A 17,776-nucleotide genomic window follows, 5' to 3' on the forward strand; every position below is an offset into this window, starting at 1 on the left:
CACAGCAACAGGCAATTTTCCTTTATTATTAGCTTCAACTGTGGTCATGTCTTTACTAGTAGTATTGACCAATCGCTTGATTTAGCGACCCCTTTACAATCTGGCTCAAGAGAAATATCAATTATTGCTTTAGTAAAGACGCATAGCTAGCTGTGCGTCCCTAAAAGGGATTTATTTATTAAAAAGATTTTTAAGAATTGAAATTTAAATAATCTATCTTGGATTTGAGAGATATTTAGCGATTTCTGCCACTAGCTCCTTCAAACTTACAGGTTTTGCCATGTAGCTATCAACGCCAACAGTTAGAATTTGTTCTCGATCTGCTCGCATAGCAAAGGAAGTCAGAGCAATGATCGGGATATGAGCAATATCTGTATCTGCCCGAATTTGGCGAGTTGCTTCTAACCCATCCATTTCAGGCATTTGTACATCCATCAAAATTAAATTTGGTCGTTGCGATTTCGCAATTTCTACTGCTTCTTCCCCATTATTTGCCAGTACAATCCGATAGCCGTATGCTTCTAAATATTGGCTAATAGTTAAGATATTTGCTTCATTATCTTCTGCCAGGAGAATCAATGGCTGAGAAGAAAGGATATTTGCCACCTCTACAAATCCTTCACTTTGGATCTCAATCTCTTCTTCCACAGCTTCCTGAATTTGTCTTTTAACTTCCTTGCACGGAAGTGTTACTGTAAATCGGCTACCTTCCCCGACTTCACTCTCAACAGCTACACTTCCACCATGTACTTCCGCAATCCGTCGTACTAGAGATAGCCCTAAACCAGTACCAGCATAACGACGAGTATAAGAGCTTTCTATCTGGACAAAGGGTTGGAATAAATTGGCTAAATTTTCTGGTGTAATGCCAATGCCAGTATCCACGACGCTAAATTGAATTGTCTTAATTTTATTGTTGGTTGTGTCTGTTTGGGTTTGCACTTCTAGCCAAACTTCACCATTGTCTGGAGTAAATTTCACAGCATTACTCAACAGATTAATCAGCAACTGTCGTATCCGGCGCTCATCAACTAAAATTTTTCCAATATTTTCAAAGATGCGAGAGTTGAGTCTGATATTTTTTTTGAATGCCTGCTGTTTAACAAAGGTGAGACTAGATTCACACAATCCCCGAACAGAGGTAGGAGATAGTTCTAGTTCCATTTTGCCTGATTCAATTTTGGCAAGATCGAGGATGTCGTTGATTAGTTCTAGTAAATGTTTGCCACTACGTTCTAAAGTACTTAAAGATTTGTTCTGTTCTTCAGTCAGCGGCCCACATACTTCATCTTGTAGTGCTTCTGTAATCCCTAAAATAGCATTGAGAGGAGTACGCAATTCGTGACTCATATTTGCCAGGAAAGTACTTTTGGCTAAGTTGGCAACTTCCGCCGCTTCTTTGGCTTGGCGTAAAGCAACTTCTGCCCGTTGGCGATCGCATACTTCTAATGTTAATGCTACGAAGTCAGTAATCGACCCAGCAAAATTTTGCTCACTCAGTTTCCACTGGCGGGTAGTGCCTACCTGTTCATGAAACACCATACCGGCTACCTCACCCCCAACCCAAATCGGAGTATCCATCAAAGAAACGATGTTTGTCGGTTCTAGAAGTTCATGCCAAAATTCCTGTACTCGCGGATCGTTGCGAGTGTCATTCACAGTAATAGTACGAGTAACTGCCAGTGATTCAAAATACACTGGATACTCTGCACGGTTACGTTCTAAACCTGCTGAATGGCTGTTTTGGCTATTTTCATAGAGGTCTACACATTGTAATTTGGTGCGATCGCTACTATAGAGCCAAATGCTAACTCGTTCTACTTCTAAAGCTTTGGCGGCTTTTTCTGTAATCAGGTGAAATGCCGTTTCCAAATCTCCTTCGGAAATCGCCCTATGCTTTGCCAGTTCCGCTAATGCGCGACTGTGCTGGCGCAGTTGCTGCTCATTTTGGATACGTTCTCGAATTTCCTGCTGTAATTCTTGAGTCCGCTGTTCAACTCGCAATTCTAATTCTTCAAAAGCTCCCCGTAACTGTTGGGACATCTGGTTAAAAGATTGTGCCAACACTTCCAGTTCTGTAATACCTTGGACGATGACGGTTGATTCTTCCTCATTAGGGAAACTGTCGGTGGTAGCTGTTTGTGCTAAAGTTTTCGCCGCACGACTCAAGCGTAGAACAGGTTTGGCAATCCAGCGAGTTGTGAAAATTCCCAGCGCCGCAGCGAGTACGAAAGCTCCTAAGCAGAGGAAGATTGTAATTTGTGTGTGGCGATTGATTTGCTCCATGAAGTCTGCTTCCGGGACAACCACCGCAATCAACCAGTTGACATTTGGTTCACTTGCAAACGGCTGGACTTCTAAAAACTGCCGTTTACCAGCAAAAGAAAATTCCAATTCCTGTAAATTGTGGATTTGATTTAAGTTGCCGAATTCACTGGCTAAGTATTTTGAGGTGGCTTGAGTTAAGGAATTGCTGCTTTGTAATGCGGTGAGTCTGATGGTTTGACCAGCTTTGAGCAAAAAAGGTTGTTCACCTGTAGAAGCTGCTACCAATAGTCCTGATCGCTCGATAATAAAAATCTGTCCCGACTTACCCACTTTGACGTTTTGCAGATATCTGCCAATTTGAGTTAATTGTGTGAGAGTACTGTTAACACCCAAAAGTTTCCCTTGGGAATTATAGATGGGTATAGATGCACTAATGCGTAGCGTTTGTTCTGTGATCGGTGAATAGATTTGACTAAAACTAAATTTGCGTTGCTTGACAGCCGTTTGATAAAAAAGATGCGATCGCGGGTCAAAATTTTTGATCACCTCTGGTAGTTGAATGTGTTTACCTTTTCTATCGATTTTGTAGCTGTAAAGATTGTAATTACTTAACCTGCCCGACTTTTTCACCAAAAATTCGTCATTATTCAATTTTTCTACCGATAGGTGTTCTCGCTGTTCATTACTGATAGCAATAGCGACAGCAGGCGGAAATATTTCCAATTGCTGCATTAAATATGGTTCCCAAGCAGTGATATCCTGCATATTTAACAGCCCAAACTGTAAGGCATTTTGGTTACCATCCAGTACCTGATGTGGGGTAGATAGAAAACCTTGTAAATCTTGTGATACTCGGTTGACAATTCCTTGTCGTAACTCGCTGGCTACTTCATTTACAGCCCTCTGCCCGTTACGGAAAGACAAATACCCTGTCAATCCCACAGCTAAAGAGATTTGTAGCAGAAATGGTACTACTAGAACATTGCTAAGTGGTACGCTTCTCACTAAGGTTGAAAACCTTCTACGTTGCCAGGAATTTTGGCTCATCTGCTTGCTTCACCCCTGTTTTCGACTGCTCCTAGTGCTTTGAGCGTAGCTCGTTCCGCCTCTGTTAAGCCAACTGTCCCCGTAATATTCATCCCTTCGTAGGGTCGCTTCACTCTTAATGTTTGCACACACTCCGCAGTGTTGACACTCCACAGCCTAATCGTTTCATCGGCACTGCTACTTGCAAGGGTTTGCTCATCAGGACTAAAAGCTATAGATAATACTTGGCTGGTATGTCCGCGCCATGTCTTGAGACATTTACCTGTATTCACAGCCCAGAGTTTGATGGTTTGGTCGGCACTGCTACTGGCAAGAGTCCCCCCGTCAGGGCTGAAACTCACTGATAAAACCTGATTAGTATGTTCTTGTAGGATTTTAAGACATTTTCCTGTCTGTACATCCCAAATTCTAACAGTCTGATCTGCACTAGCGGTTGCCAGAATTTGTCCAATAGGATTGAAAGCCACGGATAAAACCGCATTGGTATGCCCTTGGAGAATTTGCAGACATTGCCCAGTTCTCAAGTCCCAAATTCTAACGGTTTGGTCAGCACTAACGGTAGCAAGAATTTGCTCAATGGGACTGAAAGCCACGGATAAAACCGCATTGGTATGCCCTTGGAGAACGTCAACACACTCTCCTGTTTCTGCATCCCAAATTCTCACAATCTGGTCTGCACCGCCACTGGCTAGCATATGTCCATTAGGACTAAAAGCCACTGACCAAACGGTTGCTTGGTGTTCTGTTAAAGTTTTCAGGCATTCTCCAGTTTCAATATTCCATAATTTAATATTTTGGTCAGCACTACTACTGACTAAGATCCCCCCAGTCCCACTTAATAAGGGGGGCTGGGGGAGGGGATGAAATGCGATCGCTAAAATATGATTTGTATGCCCTGCCAATGTTTTAATACATTGTCCTGTAGTAGTGTCCCACAGCCGCACTAAATGGTCATGGCTACCACTAGCAAGGACTTGAGTCATACTAAAACTAATAGATGATATTTGGTTAGTATATCCCTGTAGTGTTCTGATACACCGACCTGTAGCAGTATCCCACAGCCGAATTACTTGATCATCTCCACCACTAGCTAGTACTGCACTATCAGCATTAAATACTACTGCCCGCACCCAATTTTCGTGTCCTGACAAAACTCTCAAACATTTTCCTGTAGCAACATCCCACAACCTGATAGTTTGATCGGCACTGCTACTTGCAATAATTGATCCATCTGAACTAAAACTGACTGATAAAACTAGGTTGCTATGCCCTACTAAAGTGCCAATGCACTGACCTGTTTTGATATTCCAAAGTTTTACTGTATGGTCATCGCTACCACTGGCTAAGATTTCATCTGTGCTTGGGGTAAAAGCAAGGCACTGGATACTTTCACGATGTCCATATAAAGTTTGCAGACATTCGCCGGTTTGTGCATTCCACAACCTAATAGGGTCATCACCCCCTGCTGTACCTAAAAGTCCGCCATCTGGACTCAGTGCTACAACCTGAATCTGATTGGTTTCTTCTTGTAGCGTTGCTAGAGATTTCCCTGTGGTCATGTCCCAGATGCTGACACTTTGATTTCTACTACGACTTACAAGAATGCTACCTGTGGCAGTAGAAGCGATCGCTAGTACTTGGCTAGTATAACGTTGTAAAGTTCTAACAGCTTGCCCAGTCTTCACATTCCAAAACTTGATTGTCTGGTCTGCACTATGAGTAATTAAGGTTTCACCATTAAGACTGAAACATAGTGATTTTACTGCAAGTGTGTGACCTCTCAAAGTCAAGTGCAACTGACCACCTGCAATCCGCCACAGATGCACCTCGCCATTATCATCCCCTGTCGCCAAAATTTCTTCGTCTGGGCTAAATGCTGCTGATAAAACGCTACCAAATATTTGCCTAAAAATTGATTTGGAGAAATCTGCATGGCTAAAATTGACGTGATGTAGCGTTACCCCTTGGAGGTTAGCTTGCCAAATTGGGAAGTACGAAAAGTCATAGCTACTCAAATCAGTTCCTAAATTATGCAGCAGGTTGAGAATATTTCCAGCTAAATATCCTGATTCTAGAGATGCTTGCTCACGCCTCAAAGAGAGGATTTGCATTAATTGTTGGGCGATCGCTTTTTTGCTACCCAATTGGCGCAGCAATTGAGCAAGTACAGGCTTGACAATTAATCTATTTTGTGAATCTCGAATATAATCTTTTGCCGTTGCTTTTAGAAGGGCATGGGTTATCAGTAGGGTAGTACCGCTGTGTGTCCCTACAACAATTTCCGCAGACACCTGCTCTACTAATTTCTCAATGACATACTCCATGATCACGGGTTGTTGCGTAAACCCGCTGATGTTTTGTTCCATCAATGAACGCCGAAGTATGGATTCTACCGCTTCTAAAAGTTGATGCTTGAGCAGCTTGGGGTAAATGTCATCTTCTAGTTCATACAGCGATATGCCTTCGCGGTTAATCGCTAGCCAGTACATTACACTTTTTTCCGTTTCACTCAGGCGTTCAAATTGCTGGTTTAGCAATGTGCGAATGCTATTAAAGCTAGAGATACCTGCTGCGAGAAATGCTGCAACGTCACTACCAAATAAATCTTTAATTGCAGTGGCAGCAATTTTCAATGCTAGAGGATTACCACTGTATAGTTCTATTAATTTCTGACTTTCTTGCTCAGATACAGACAGCCCCTTAATTATTAAGATTTCCTGAGCCTCTGTATTTAGTCCTGTTAATTGTAGCGATCGCACAGGTAAAGTTTCTCCAGCTGAAGCAGCAATTTCATTTGGCTTTTCGCGGCTAGTAATCAGCAGACAACTACGGTGTGAAACTTCCCCTACACGTCGCAACAGTTCACCATACCCCTCATACTCTGCCTGGAAACTGCCTGCATAGCTGCCATCTTGCATCAAAGTTTCAAGATTATCCAACACTAACAAGCAGCGATGTTGGCGCAGATATTCTATTAATTTGGAAAGCTTACCTGCTGTTATGCTTGGTAACTCAGTAGTCTGCTGTGAAGATAAAAATTTAAGTAAATCATCTAGTAACTCTGCTAAAGGAGGAGCATTGCGTAAACTTCGCCACACCAAAAACTCAAACTGGTCTTGGATTTCCTCCGCCAGCTTTGTTACTAAAGTCGTCTTACCAATTCCACCACTGCCTAAAAGTGCTACTAATCGACACTTATCATTAAGCACCCATTGCTCTAATGTAGCAACTTCTGCTAAACGCCCACAAAACAAACTAACATCAACAGCTTCACCCCAGTCTCTTTGATTATTACTAGTGAATTCCCCTTTACTCCCTTGCCCCTCTGCTCCCCTGCTCCCCTGCCCCTCTGCTCCTATTTCCAGAACTCGCCGTGCGCCTGTATAATCTTCAAGCTCTAGTTGTAAATCTACAGCTTTAAACACTAGAGCGATGGAATCTTTGTCAACGCCTTGACATCGCAGAATCTTGCGAATTGTTGCTGGATGTAAACCTTGACCTTCAACTAATTGCGATCGCCGCACAAATTCCTGAACAGCATAGCGTTCAATTTCTAGCTGAAGCATCCGATTTTGCAGTTTTGCCTGTCCTCTAGGACTAAGCACTACACCTCTACTTCGCTGTCCTGCGGGCAAATCCATTGCTTTTACTCGGTCAATCCAAGTGCAATATACCACTTCTAGCCTTTTAGCAAAAGACAGTAGGTACGCTTCTAAATTAATTTAATTTATTAATTCCCGCTGAGACTGATGAGTAAGCCTGCCAAAACAATTAGCGTCACAACAATATAGGTACTATCTCTCTGTCGCATAAAAGCTACTAAGGAAAAAGCTACTCTAGCAACAGGAGTAATTATTAATAATAGTAATCCAAGTTGGATGATTCCACGACGGCGACCTGAAAAAGCTGCTGTTGCCACTGCTTCAGGATTACGGAAATAAGAAGGTTCACTACGAAATATTTGATAATTAGGAGTCTCGCTACCATGACGAATTAAGTACAAAACTCCCCCAATAAAAACTACAGCAGTAGCAAGAATTACCCCATATTTTAAAAGGTTGCTAATTAATATTTCAAATTGTCTTTCACTTACATTTTGTCTATTTGATAGCATATTAAATTCTCCCAGTCAGACCGTTATAAATCATTTGAATTGCCAAAAGTGAAATTACCAGACTAAAAATAGTTCTTAAAATTCCGACTTTGGCTCTGACTAGTACCTTTGCCCCTAATAATGCTCCTAAAAGTACACCCAACATTACAGGCATTGCTAAACCCGGATCAATGTAACCTCGTTTTAAATAAACTCCTGCACTAGCGGCAGCTGTCACCCCAATCATAAAATTGCTGGTAGTAGTGGAAACCTTAAATGGAATCCGCATAAACTGATCCATTGCTAATACTTTGAGTGCGCCGGAACCAATACCCAATAAACCAGAAAGGATGCCAGCAACAAACATGAGACTAAAACCCGCTCTTACAGCATGGACGTTATAAGCTTGTTCTCTTTCAGGAGTGGGGTAAGTGCTGTTTAACCGCAAACGAGTTGCTAGAGGGTCAAGAGGTTTATTATCTTGGTGTTCTGAGTGGGGTAGACGTGAGAGGTAGGCACTGCAAAGTAAGATAACGCCAAACACCACAGCTAGTATTCTAGTAGGAGTATAAGCGGCGATGATTGCCCCTGCGATCGCGCCAAATGTGGTTGCGACTTCCAAGAACATCCCCAAGCGTATATTCGTGTAGCCTTCTTTGACATAAGCAGAAGCCGCGCCGGAAGATGTGGCAATTACAGATACTAAAGATGCACCAATTGCGTAACGAATATCAACGTTAAATACCAAAGTTAATAGGGGAACTAGTACCACCCCACCCCCCAAACCTGTTAATGCTCCCAAAAATCCAGCAGTGGTAGAACCAAACCAAACTAATAAGGTAAATTCTAGAATATTCAAGCGATACCACCTTCGCTATTAAGGACAAATTATACCGTTTGACGAAATAGTAGGGGTGTCCTTTTGTACACCTCTACAGATGATTTATCTCTTGCAAATATTTCTGGAAAGGGTCTTAATTATTTAGAAGCTTGATGACAACGCTTGTATTATACAAGAGATAACTTACTAATCCTTTTCTACCCAGGAATACTTATGCCTATCACAGTGATTCTGAATGAGATAGCAATAGAATTCTCATTGCGCTGATAAGCAATAAAAATGCAAAACCTTTGTTCAAAATCTCATTAGGTAAACTTAAGCCAATTTTTGCACCAAGCCATCCCCCAAAAATAAATCCCAAACACAATATTGCGGCTACTTTGATATCTACATCACCCTGTTTATAATATGTCCATGCTGCTAATAAATCTATTGGTAAAACAAGTAATGCTAGTGTAGTTCCTTGTGCTAAATGTTGAGAAAAACCTAAAAAAAACATCAAAGCTGGCAAAATAATAATACCGCCGCCGATTCCTGTCATGCCACTAATAATGCCTGCCACCAATCCTAAAATGAGACAAATTAAAATGTTAGCCATAGCAAGCATCCTCCTTAATTGATTACATAACAAATATTAAAATTAAGTAGAACAATGTGAAAAAAACAAACTGTGTAAAGATAAGTAAATACATAAATGTATCTACCAAGGTAACAGGGTTATGGGCAGCCGTTTAAGGGTATTTCTAACTCGTGAGCAAGATAGAACTTTGTTCAACCTGAGAACGGCAGATGTACCCCAGAAAGTTAAAGACAGAGCAGAAGTTATTAGATTGAGCGCACATGGTTGGTACGTAGAGAAGATAGCGGCTCACTTTAATTGGACAGCACAAACAGTGCGAGAAGTTTTGCATAGATGGGAGCATCTTGGTTTAGAGGGACTTTGGGAGAAACCAGGGCGAGGAGGAAAATCAAGGTGGACGGAAGATGACATGGTGTTCTTAGAAGAATGTTTAGAGAAAGAACCTCGTACATATAACAGCGTTCAATTAGCCCAAAGATTAGAACAAGAACGCTCGATAACGTTGAGTCCTGACTGGTTAAGGCAGGTACTAAAAAAAAGGGGATCATTTGGAAACGAACGAGGAAAAGCCATAAAGGAAAACAAGATCCAGTAGTACAGCAAGTTAAACAAGCAGATTTGGAAATGTTGGAATTGTCTGCGGCCGCCGGAGAAATCGATTTAAAGTATCTAGATGAATCAGGGTTTTGTGCTTGGAGTGAACCGAGTTACAGCTACTACTTCCGAGGCAAACAAAAACGTTTAGAGCAGAGCAAGCGTCGAGGTCGAAGGTTAAGTATTATTGGCTTTCTTCAACCGTTAATTAGTTTCGTTTATGGTCTGGTAATTGGAGGCGTTTCATGCAAATCTTATATTTAAATGATGGAGCTTGAAGCACTAGAAGCACAAAAAACGGGACGCATAAGAGTCATAGTGCAGGATAACGGCCCAATACATCGTTGTAAAGCAGTGCAGGAGTTATGGACAAAGTGGGAAGAGATGGGTTTGTACATCTTCTTTCTACCTAAATACTGTTCGGAAATGAACCCGATTGAATTGGAATGGCAACACCTCAAAAAAGATGAACTAGCCTCGAAAACTTTTGAGGATGAATTAGACCTTGCTTATGATGTCATCGATGGAATTCAAACAAGAGGAGAAAAAGGAAACTACAGTACGCAACGTGTAAGATTTAACTCTGATTCCTCTGCTTAATTCTTTGTTACATACTTATAAATTTTCTCCCCGACTTACTTAGTTAGCAAGATAAATACTTACCAATCCTTTATTTTGTCTCAGGATTTTGAGAGCCTGTTGTTCTATTTGCCGTACCCGTTCTCGATTTATACCCATTTGCTGACCAATTTGTGCTAAAGAAAGTTCATGTCCATCTTTTAAGCCAAAGCGCAAACTTAATACTTCACGTTGTTGGGGAGATAACTTTGCTAACAATTTTTCTAAATCGTGTTGTAGAGATTCTTCAACAACGTAATCTTCGGGAGAGAGTCCACTATCTTCTAGAATGTCTTGTAATTCTGAATCTTGATGTGATCCAATTCGCATTTCTAAAGACATAGGTTTACGGGTCATGTGTAAGCATTCTCTAACTTCACTAGGTGTTAAAGATAAAGCTGTAGCAATTTCACTAGTATTAGGAATACGGCCTAATCCTTGTGATAATTCTCGCTGTACACGTTTAATTTTATTGAGTTTTTCAAATACGTGAATTGGTAAACGAATAGTGCGACTTTTTTGAGCGATCGCTCGTGTAATTCCTTGACGAATCCACCAGTAAGCGTAAGTAGAAAACTTGTAACCACGATTCGGATCAAATTTATCAATTCCTCGTTCTAAAGCTAAATTTCCCTCTTGAATTAAATCTAAAAACTCTAGGTTCCGTTGCTGATATTTCTTCGCTATTGAAACTACTAATCGCAGATTAGCTTGAAGCATTTTTTGCTTGGCTTTTTGTCCTAAATTTAGTTGTTGTTGCAGTAGAACGACATCTATATTCAAATATTCAGCCCATTCTTGTAATATCGGCTCACGCTGTAATTGCACAGCTAGTTCTTTTTTAGCCGCTAGTAAATATATCATCTGCTGCACTTGCTGAGCAAAATTAATTTCTTGTTCATAGGTTAACAAAGTTACTCGCCCTATTTCTTCTAGATAATTACGCACGCTATCATTTAGTTTTGGAGATTTTTTTTGATTATTGTCAATTTCAGTTGGGAGAAATTTTAAGATATTCATAAAATTCAGTCCTCTTTAATTTTTTTGTAGGTTGGTAAAGGAAGCGAACGGAGAACTCGAAGGATAGAACACCAAATCTGTATATTTAGTAAGGATGAAAAATGCCGTTTATATTTCTACGGGAAGCAAGCTACATCCGATATTACTACAGGGTTCATACTAAACTCTGGCTTCTAAACTCTATTTTGATGAACTCAAAATGAATCCACTAAATAACATTAATCCAATTACAAACACAAATTCAAATAGTACAATTATTGTGAGCATAATCTGTGTATCCTAATTTACTTAATTCACGGGAACTAGAGATAATTACTACAGACCAGACAACTATTATTCCGCCTAAATGAGAGCTATCAAAAATTCTATAAATCGAACCTTTTGTTAAATCTTGATGAAGAAACAAAGCAGAGTATATAGCGGCAAACAGTACACTAACTAAATTCAACCAGACTAAGCGCTTATTGCTTAAAAACCATCCAAGATTTGCTATTAAATAACCAGCTTGTTTTTTACGCCAGTGCCAGGTTAATAGATATATCAGATAGCTGATAAAATACACTTCATATAAAATCAGAAAAGTTAACCATTTATACTTTCCAAATCGAGCAATGAAAAATCCAAATATGAATCCAAATAAAACCCACGGGAGAGTATTAAGTAGCTCTTTATTAGCCTTTTGACTTCCTATTACACGGGTTGTCGCTATATATCTAATTCCTATCAATATAATTAATAGACCTATCGGAAAAATCAAAGAAGCAATATTGTAATTTATTCCAGAAAGATTCATGGCTTTGTTCTCTTAATGGAGTAATGTGTGAACATTTGAGCAAGATAAGATTTAGGCAATGCTAGGATGATAATCAAGCAGAATCAAGAATGTATAAATTTACAGTTGTTGATAGCTGGCTTGAAAATGTGATATTGAGGAATAGGGCGTTGCAAACTTTCCAAAGTTGTTGCAAGCGGCGTCATTAGTGATGAAAAAAATATATTTTCATACCTGCTGATGTAGGCAATTGGTAGCAACTGTTAACGCAGTTGTTTTTATTTGGCGTTTGCAGGTAATACTTTGGGACGGAGATTTAGATTGAGAGTTTCTCCATTTCGCAAAATTTTTAATTGCAGGTTATTGCCAGCAGAAGTATTTTCTACAGCTTGTTGTAGTTCTTCAGCATTAGTAATCGTTTGATTATTTGCTTTGACAATCACATCACCTGCACGGATTCCACCTGTATTCGCTGGTGATTTGGGTGCAACTTTAACTATTAGTACACCTTGAGATTCTTCAACAGTAATGGGTGAATTGGGATCACTGTTAATTTGCTCTTTTACCTCTGGTGTTAGTGTTAACATCTGAATACCGAGATAAGGATGAGTAACTTTGCCTGTGGTGATTAATTGTGTAGTAATTTTCTTGGCGGTATTAATAGGTATAGCAAAGCCCAAACCTTGGCTATTCTGAATAATCGCTGTGTTGATGCCAATTACTTGGCCAGAAGCATTAAGTAATGGCCCACCTGAGTTACCAGGATTAATTGGCGCATCAGTTTGGATGTAATCAACACGTTCATTAGGCATTCCTACCTGAGTACTAGAGCGGCCTGTAGCGCTAATAATGCCATGAGTTACTGTATTATCTAAACCAAGGGGATTACCGATCGCGATCGCCCATGCTCCTGGTTGCAACTTGTTAGAATCACCTAACTTTACTGCCGATAAATTATCGGCCTGGATTCTCACCACAGCAACATCTGTCACTGGATCAGCACCCATAACTTTCCCTTTAAAACTACGTCCATCTTTGAGGGTGACACTCACCGTATCAGCGCCATTAACCACATGGGCATTTGTGAGAATTTCTCCATTAGAATCAATGATGAAACCAGAACCAATACCCCGTTCGATTTCTTGAGATGGCACTTTTGGCAAGTTATAGCCAAAAAACTGCTGAATTAAAGGATCGTTAAAAATAGCGGCATTGGGATTTTTGATTGTGCGTGTGGAATCAATTCGTACTACGGCAGAACCAACTTGATTAACTACTGCGGTAATAAAATTAGGATTGCTATCTGTCGCTAAGTTCACAGATGGTTGACTTGCTGTTGCTGGTAGCGAAGGTTGCAATACTTGAAAATGCGGCTGCAATCGCAGGCTTGCAACTGTGATACCTGCACCTGCTAATATTAATCCCAAATAAGTGAGAGGTTTTTTCCAAGTATTTTGCTGTGATTGGTCAAGTTGCGATGTTGGTAAATTTGAATCTACATCAGCTAATGGATGTGGATCATGTTCAAAATCCTGGTTTACTATCTTCATAACCTATAAATCCTCTGTGAATTGATGTTTTTCGTTTCTCTTGGTTACAAGTTTCGGTTTTTGACAGAGGCTTTTGGGCGAAGATAGATAAGTTAGTGAAAACTTAAGAAATAGATTTGCATATTAGGAACGTACAGCTAGCTGTGCGCCCCTACCAGCATTTATTTATTAATCTGCACAATTATTGTTATGGAACGCAAACAGTCTGTGTGGGTGGTAGACGATGAACCGAATGGTTTTGAAGTAATTGAGTTGCTACTACGTCGGGAAGGTCATCACCTAACTTACTTCAACAGTGGTAAAGCAATCCTCAACCAATTAGAATCGAGTCTACCCGATGTCATCCTGTTAGATGTGATGATGCCAGAAATCGATGGTATTGAAACTTGTCGCCGGATCAAGGCAAATTCCAACTGGAAACCAATTCCTATCATCATTGTGACAGCACTGGACTCCAAAGAAGACTTAGCGCGATCGCTTGCTGCTGGCGCTGATGATTTTCTCACCAAACCCGTAAATGGGGTGGAGTTACGGGCCCGTGTTCGTTCTATGCTGAGAATTAAGCAACAATACGACGCACTGCAAGCCAGTGTTAACCTGCGACGAGATTTATCTAAACTTGTGGTGGAAGATTTACGCCAACCGATGTCTACATTGTTACTAGGGAGCCACTTACTACTGCAAAGTCACTTGGAACCAAAAGACAAAGAACGCGCCGAAATGGTACACGCCGCCGGATTGGAAATTGATGGCATCATTAGCGGTTTGCTGCGATTGGCAAAGATGGAATCTGGCAGACTGGTATTAAATCGGGTAGAAGTAGACTTCAATGAATTGGTAGAAGTAGTAGTAGCAAACTTCCCTTGAGGGGATACGAAATACCCTGAAATAGATATAGGGCAACGAGTGTAGCAATTTGTGGTAAAACAAAAAGAGCATTCATTCGCAATAAGCTCTATTTAATGATAATATTACCAGAATTCTACGAGACACACCTCAAGCGAGAGCTTGGACGTACTGAATACTTATTACTAAAACTCCTTATCTGTTTATTACAATCTATTAAAACTGTTAGCCTTGAGGCGCTAGCGACTGCTTTACCAATACCAATACTATTTGAAAGTAGAAGGAAAAAACTTCAGCGATTTTTATCTTTAAATTACATCAATGTTGAAGAAATTTGGTTTCCAATTATCAAAAGCTGGCTAGAAATAAATTTTCCTTTAAATGAAGTTATTTATGTAGTTATAGATCGGACTAATTGGGGATGCATTAATCTATTAATGATTAGCGTGGTTTGGGACAAAAGGTCTATCCCAATATATTTTGAGCTATTAGACAAGTTAGGCTCAAGTAATTTTGATGAACAAGAAGCAGTATTTAAAAAAGCATTACCGATTTTCAAGGATTATAAAATTGTAGTGTTAGGAGACCGAGAATTTTGTTCAATAAAGTTGGCTAACTGGCTCACAGAGCAGAAAGTATATTTCTGCTTACGCTTAAAAAAGGACGCATTTATAGAAATAGAACCAGAAATTTGGCTGCAATTAAGAGATTTGGGTTTAGCACCTGGTCTTTCCTTCTTTTACCAAGGTATTAAATATACGAAATCTCAAGGGTTTGTTAGCTTTAATCTCGCTACTAAATGGAAACGGAAACGTTTTGGAGTTGCGCCGGAAGAGGGCTGGTTTATTCTGACTAATTTAGATGATTTAGATTCGGCTATTAAGGCTTATAAACAACGTTTTGATATTGAGGAAATGTTTAGAGATTTTAAAAGCGGTGGTTATAATTTAGAAGATACTAATGTATCAGGTCAAAGGCTAATTTCCCTAATATTATTAATCTCACTTGCATACACGGCTGCAACTATATCTGGTCAAAAAATTAAACGCATGGGTGTTCAAAAATATGTAGGCAGAATTAAAGAATCTGGGCGGACAGTTCGCCGTCATAGCAGTTTTTATATTGGATTATATGGGTCTAACTGGGTCGATTTCATGGAAAATTCTTATGAATTGGTGGCTGAGTTAATGACACTAGCTCCTAATAAGCGTAAGTATTATCAACAAGGAGAAAGGGCTATGAGGCTTATTTTATCTGCATTCTAGCCCTTTTTGTCCCCCCTCAAGCAAACTTCCAGGCGATCGCTAATTCTAAACAAATCCAACTTATTAGTAAATTACCAAAACAAGGACGCTGGTTAACCATTGATGCTGAGTTATTCCATCGTTTACTTGATAATCTAATTGCCAATGCAATCCAGTCATCTCCCCCAGACAGTACAATTACACTAAAAATTGATTATCCAGATACTATTGAATCTGTGAGACAAGCGATTATTCGTGTGATTGATGAAGGTACAAGCATAAATATAGATTTGCGCCAATCAATTCTTGCTCAATATGAACCAGGAAGTTTGATGAGTAGCATTTCACAAATTAGTTTGGGTTTAGCATTTTGCAAAATGGTTGCTGAGGCTCACGGTGGCATAATTACAATTGAAGATAATCAACCGCAAGGTACAGTTGTGATTATAGAAATTTGACACCAATCTAAGGACGCACAGATGTGCGTCCTTACTAACTTTTCCATAACTTATCTATCTTCATCCCGAATTGATTTTTTTAAATCGACACTAGAAATGAAAGTCAATTCGTCGAGCTACAAAATAGCTCTAATCAAAATTATGATGACCCGTAAAATTAGTGCGATTACTCTTTTAACTGGACTGTTAACAGTTTCTTTCGGTCACGGCATTGCTTTAGCAGATATTCCTGGTAATCACCCTTTGTATCTTCATGCACGCAGTGACCTACGTAAAGCAGAATTACTGCTGCAAACCCCAGATGAATGTAATGTGACTCAAGAAGCAAGACTAGCTACCCAAAAAGTTCATCAGGCTATTCGAGATATTGACATAGCCGGAGTTTTAGACGGCAAGAATATCGATTATTATCCACAAGTAGATACCTCGTTAAATCATCACGATAAATTTCGGGCTATTTATAAACTATTGCGTCGTGCAGACAAAGATTTATCTGGAGAGGAAGATAATAACTTTGTTGTTGGTTGGCGTAACACAGCCGAAGCTGATATTAATCAAGCCAAACATTATACAGCGATCGCGGCTGGTAGAGATACGATTGATGATTTGATTCAGGACAACTACTAAAGTTGTTCTTTTAATTTACAGCTACAGCAAAACAAAGGTGTAACTCGTCAGGATTAAGAAGTAGAAAGGCTTCATATATAGCTTTTTTACTTCATTCACTTGCAAACTGCTATATCTGTGAACTGAGAGCATTTAAACTAAATTCACGAGAAATATTTACGTGAATTATAACAATTAAAACATCAAATATTTAGAGGTTAACTATGATTCACCACATTTCAATTCCAGCCAAAAATCCACTTCGGGTTGCTAATGCTTTAGCAGAAATTTGGAATGGCAAGGTCTATTCATTCGCCCCTGTTTTAGAAAGCTACATCGTGATGGATTTTGATGAGCATGGTACGGCAATTGAAATTTATCCATTAGGAACTCAATTAGTTCCTAATGCTGGACATCGAGATATTGTCAAAAATGCGGTCTCTTCTAAACTATCGCCGTTTCATGCGGCAATTTCTGTCCCTGTTGATCAGGAACGCATTGAGCAAATTGCTAGGCAAGAAGGATGGTTTACACAACTGTGCGATCACGGCCCTTTCAAAGTAGTTGAGTTCTGGATTGAGAATCAATTGCTACTCGAACTCCTACCACCTGGACTTGTTCCTGAATACTTAGAATTTACTCAGCCCCAAAACATTGAGAAATTTTTTGGTACACCAGTTACATCAGAATACAACAGAATTTAGAAGTAAAACAGTTCTTACACTTGGCTTTAAGACCTAATTTTTGTACTTCACCAACTGAAATACACTGTAATTTAGTAAAGTAAAAATAAAGCACTATCTCTAACAAAAAAGATAGTGCTTTTTCCATCTATAGCAATCTGATTTGATTTTTGAAAAAATCTAAGTATATGTAGTATATGTAGGGTGTGTTATCGCGTAGCGTAGCGTAACGCACCAAACTCTTTGGGCCGTGCGTTAGCTAGACGCATAACTACGTGTATTTCAAAAATTAAATATTATTCTATATAGCAGATAGCAGTCCTACATCACTTGGGGATTTCTTCCCTTCTTCTCTTCTCCTTTTCCCAAAGGGAGAGGCTACGCCAATGGAGACGAAGGCAGCGAACAAGACCAAGGCGTTCGCGTAGCGTCTTCGTTGGAAAGGCGCTCTTCTCTGTGAGGCCGGAAGCCTCTTGCAGAGAAGGCGGTTTGATAATTTTCATAACTCATTTAAGATTGCTATATTGCTATATAAGTAGTCCAGATAGTCAGGTTC

14 protein-coding genes and 1 pseudogene are annotated in these 17,776 nt (G+C 39.8%); 6 read left to right on the forward strand and 9 right to left on the reverse strand.

What is annotated here, in order from left to right; genetic code table 11:
• Positions 1-213 precede the first annotated feature (213 nt).
• The 5 genes from WKK05_RS03640 to WKK05_RS03660 all read right to left on the reverse strand — a co-directional run bounded on the left by WKK05_RS03640 (position 214) and on the right by WKK05_RS03660 (position 8,847).
• Positions 214-3,315: an ATP-binding protein gene (locus tag WKK05_RS03640; RefSeq protein WP_341528443.1), complete on the reverse strand. Its 3,102-nt coding sequence runs from the start codon at positions 3,313-3,315 to the stop codon at positions 214-216.
• The gene (locus WKK05_RS03645) at positions 3,312-6,956 is read right to left on the reverse strand and encodes an NB-ARC domain-containing protein (protein ID WP_341528444.1); all 3,645 of its coding nucleotides are present in this window, start codon (positions 6,954-6,956) and stop codon (positions 3,312-3,314) included. Before WKK05_RS03645 ends, WKK05_RS03640 begins: the two co-directional genes overlap by 4 nt.
• An 89-nt stretch (positions 6,957-7,045) precedes the next feature.
• A complete protein-coding gene (locus WKK05_RS03650; RefSeq protein WP_341528445.1) occupies positions 7,046-7,429 on the reverse strand; it encodes a DUF1634 domain-containing protein in 384 nt (127 codons plus the stop codon).
• A gap of 1 nt (position 7,430) precedes the next feature.
• The gene (locus tag WKK05_RS03655) at positions 7,431-8,267 is read right to left on the reverse strand and encodes a sulfite exporter TauE/SafE family protein (protein WP_341528446.1); all 837 of its coding nucleotides are present in this window, start codon (positions 8,265-8,267) and stop codon (positions 7,431-7,433) included.
• Positions 8,268-8,469: 202 nt separating this feature from the next.
• Entirely contained in the window at positions 8,470-8,847 is a 378-nt protein-coding gene (locus WKK05_RS03660) for a TSUP family transporter (RefSeq protein WP_341528447.1), read from the reverse strand.
• A 121-nt stretch (positions 8,848-8,968) separates the two neighbouring features.
• On the opposite strand from WKK05_RS03660, the pseudogene WKK05_RS03665 reads away from it, so the two are divergent.
• Positions 8,969-10,023 (forward strand): annotated as a pseudogene (locus WKK05_RS03665) (IS630 family transposase).
• Between the two features lie 39 nt (positions 10,024-10,062).
• Here WKK05_RS03665 and WKK05_RS03670 read toward each other — a convergent pair.
• From WKK05_RS03670 to WKK05_RS03680, 3 genes are all read right to left on the reverse strand, one after another.
• On the reverse strand, positions 10,063-11,061 hold the full coding sequence (locus tag WKK05_RS03670) for an RpoD/SigA family RNA polymerase sigma factor (RefSeq protein ID WP_341528448.1): 999 nt from the start codon (positions 11,059-11,061) through the stop codon (positions 10,063-10,065).
• A 241-nt stretch (positions 11,062-11,302) separates the two neighbouring features.
• Positions 11,303-11,854 (reverse strand): hypothetical protein, encoded by a 552-nt coding sequence (locus WKK05_RS03675; RefSeq protein WP_341528449.1) that lies wholly within the window; start codon positions 11,852-11,854, stop codon positions 11,303-11,305.
• Between the two features lie 257 nt (positions 11,855-12,111).
• On the reverse strand, positions 12,112-13,383 hold the full coding sequence (locus tag WKK05_RS03680) for an HhoA/HhoB/HtrA family serine endopeptidase (RefSeq protein WP_341528450.1): 1,272 nt from the start codon (positions 13,381-13,383) through the stop codon (positions 12,112-12,114).
• Positions 13,384-13,572: 189 nt separating this feature from the next.
• On the opposite strand from WKK05_RS03680, the gene WKK05_RS03685 reads away from it, so the two are divergent.
• On the forward strand, positions 13,573-14,250 hold the full coding sequence (locus WKK05_RS03685) for a response regulator (protein WP_341528451.1): 678 nt from the start codon (positions 13,573-13,575) through the stop codon (positions 14,248-14,250).
• Between the two features lie 101 nt (positions 14,251-14,351).
• Positions 14,352-15,494: an IS4 family transposase gene (locus tag WKK05_RS03690; RefSeq protein ID WP_341531013.1), complete on the forward strand. Its 1,143-nt coding sequence runs from the start codon at positions 14,352-14,354 to the stop codon at positions 15,492-15,494.
• A 16-nt stretch (positions 15,495-15,510) separates the two neighbouring features.
• Here WKK05_RS03690 and WKK05_RS03695 read toward each other — a convergent pair whose 3' ends face one another.
• Positions 15,511-15,639: a hypothetical protein gene (locus WKK05_RS03695; RefSeq protein ID WP_341528452.1), complete on the reverse strand. Its 129-nt coding sequence runs from the start codon at positions 15,637-15,639 to the stop codon at positions 15,511-15,513.
• Between the two features lie 4 nt (positions 15,640-15,643).
• Between WKK05_RS03695 and WKK05_RS03700 the strand changes: the two genes are divergently transcribed.
• From WKK05_RS03700 to WKK05_RS03710, 3 genes are all read left to right on the forward strand, one after another.
• Positions 15,644-15,931: a sensor histidine kinase gene (locus WKK05_RS03700; RefSeq protein WP_341531014.1), complete on the forward strand. Its 288-nt coding sequence runs from the start codon at positions 15,644-15,646 to the stop codon at positions 15,929-15,931.
• 141 nt (positions 15,932-16,072) lie between these two features.
• The gene (locus tag WKK05_RS03705) at positions 16,073-16,558 is read left to right on the forward strand and encodes a hypothetical protein (RefSeq protein ID WP_341528453.1); all 486 of its coding nucleotides are present in this window, start codon (positions 16,073-16,075) and stop codon (positions 16,556-16,558) included.
• Positions 16,559-16,761: 203 nt separating this feature from the next.
• Positions 16,762-17,241, forward strand: coding sequence for a hypothetical protein (locus tag WKK05_RS03710; protein ID WP_341528454.1), 480 nt, complete (start codon positions 16,762-16,764; stop codon positions 17,239-17,241).
• The last annotated feature ends 535 nt before the right edge of the window (positions 17,242-17,776 follow it).

The sequence above is a fragment of the Nostoc sp. UHCC 0302 genome, assembly GCF_038096175.1.
Classification (GTDB): Bacteria; Cyanobacteriota; Cyanobacteriia; order Cyanobacteriales; family Nostocaceae; genus UHCC-0302.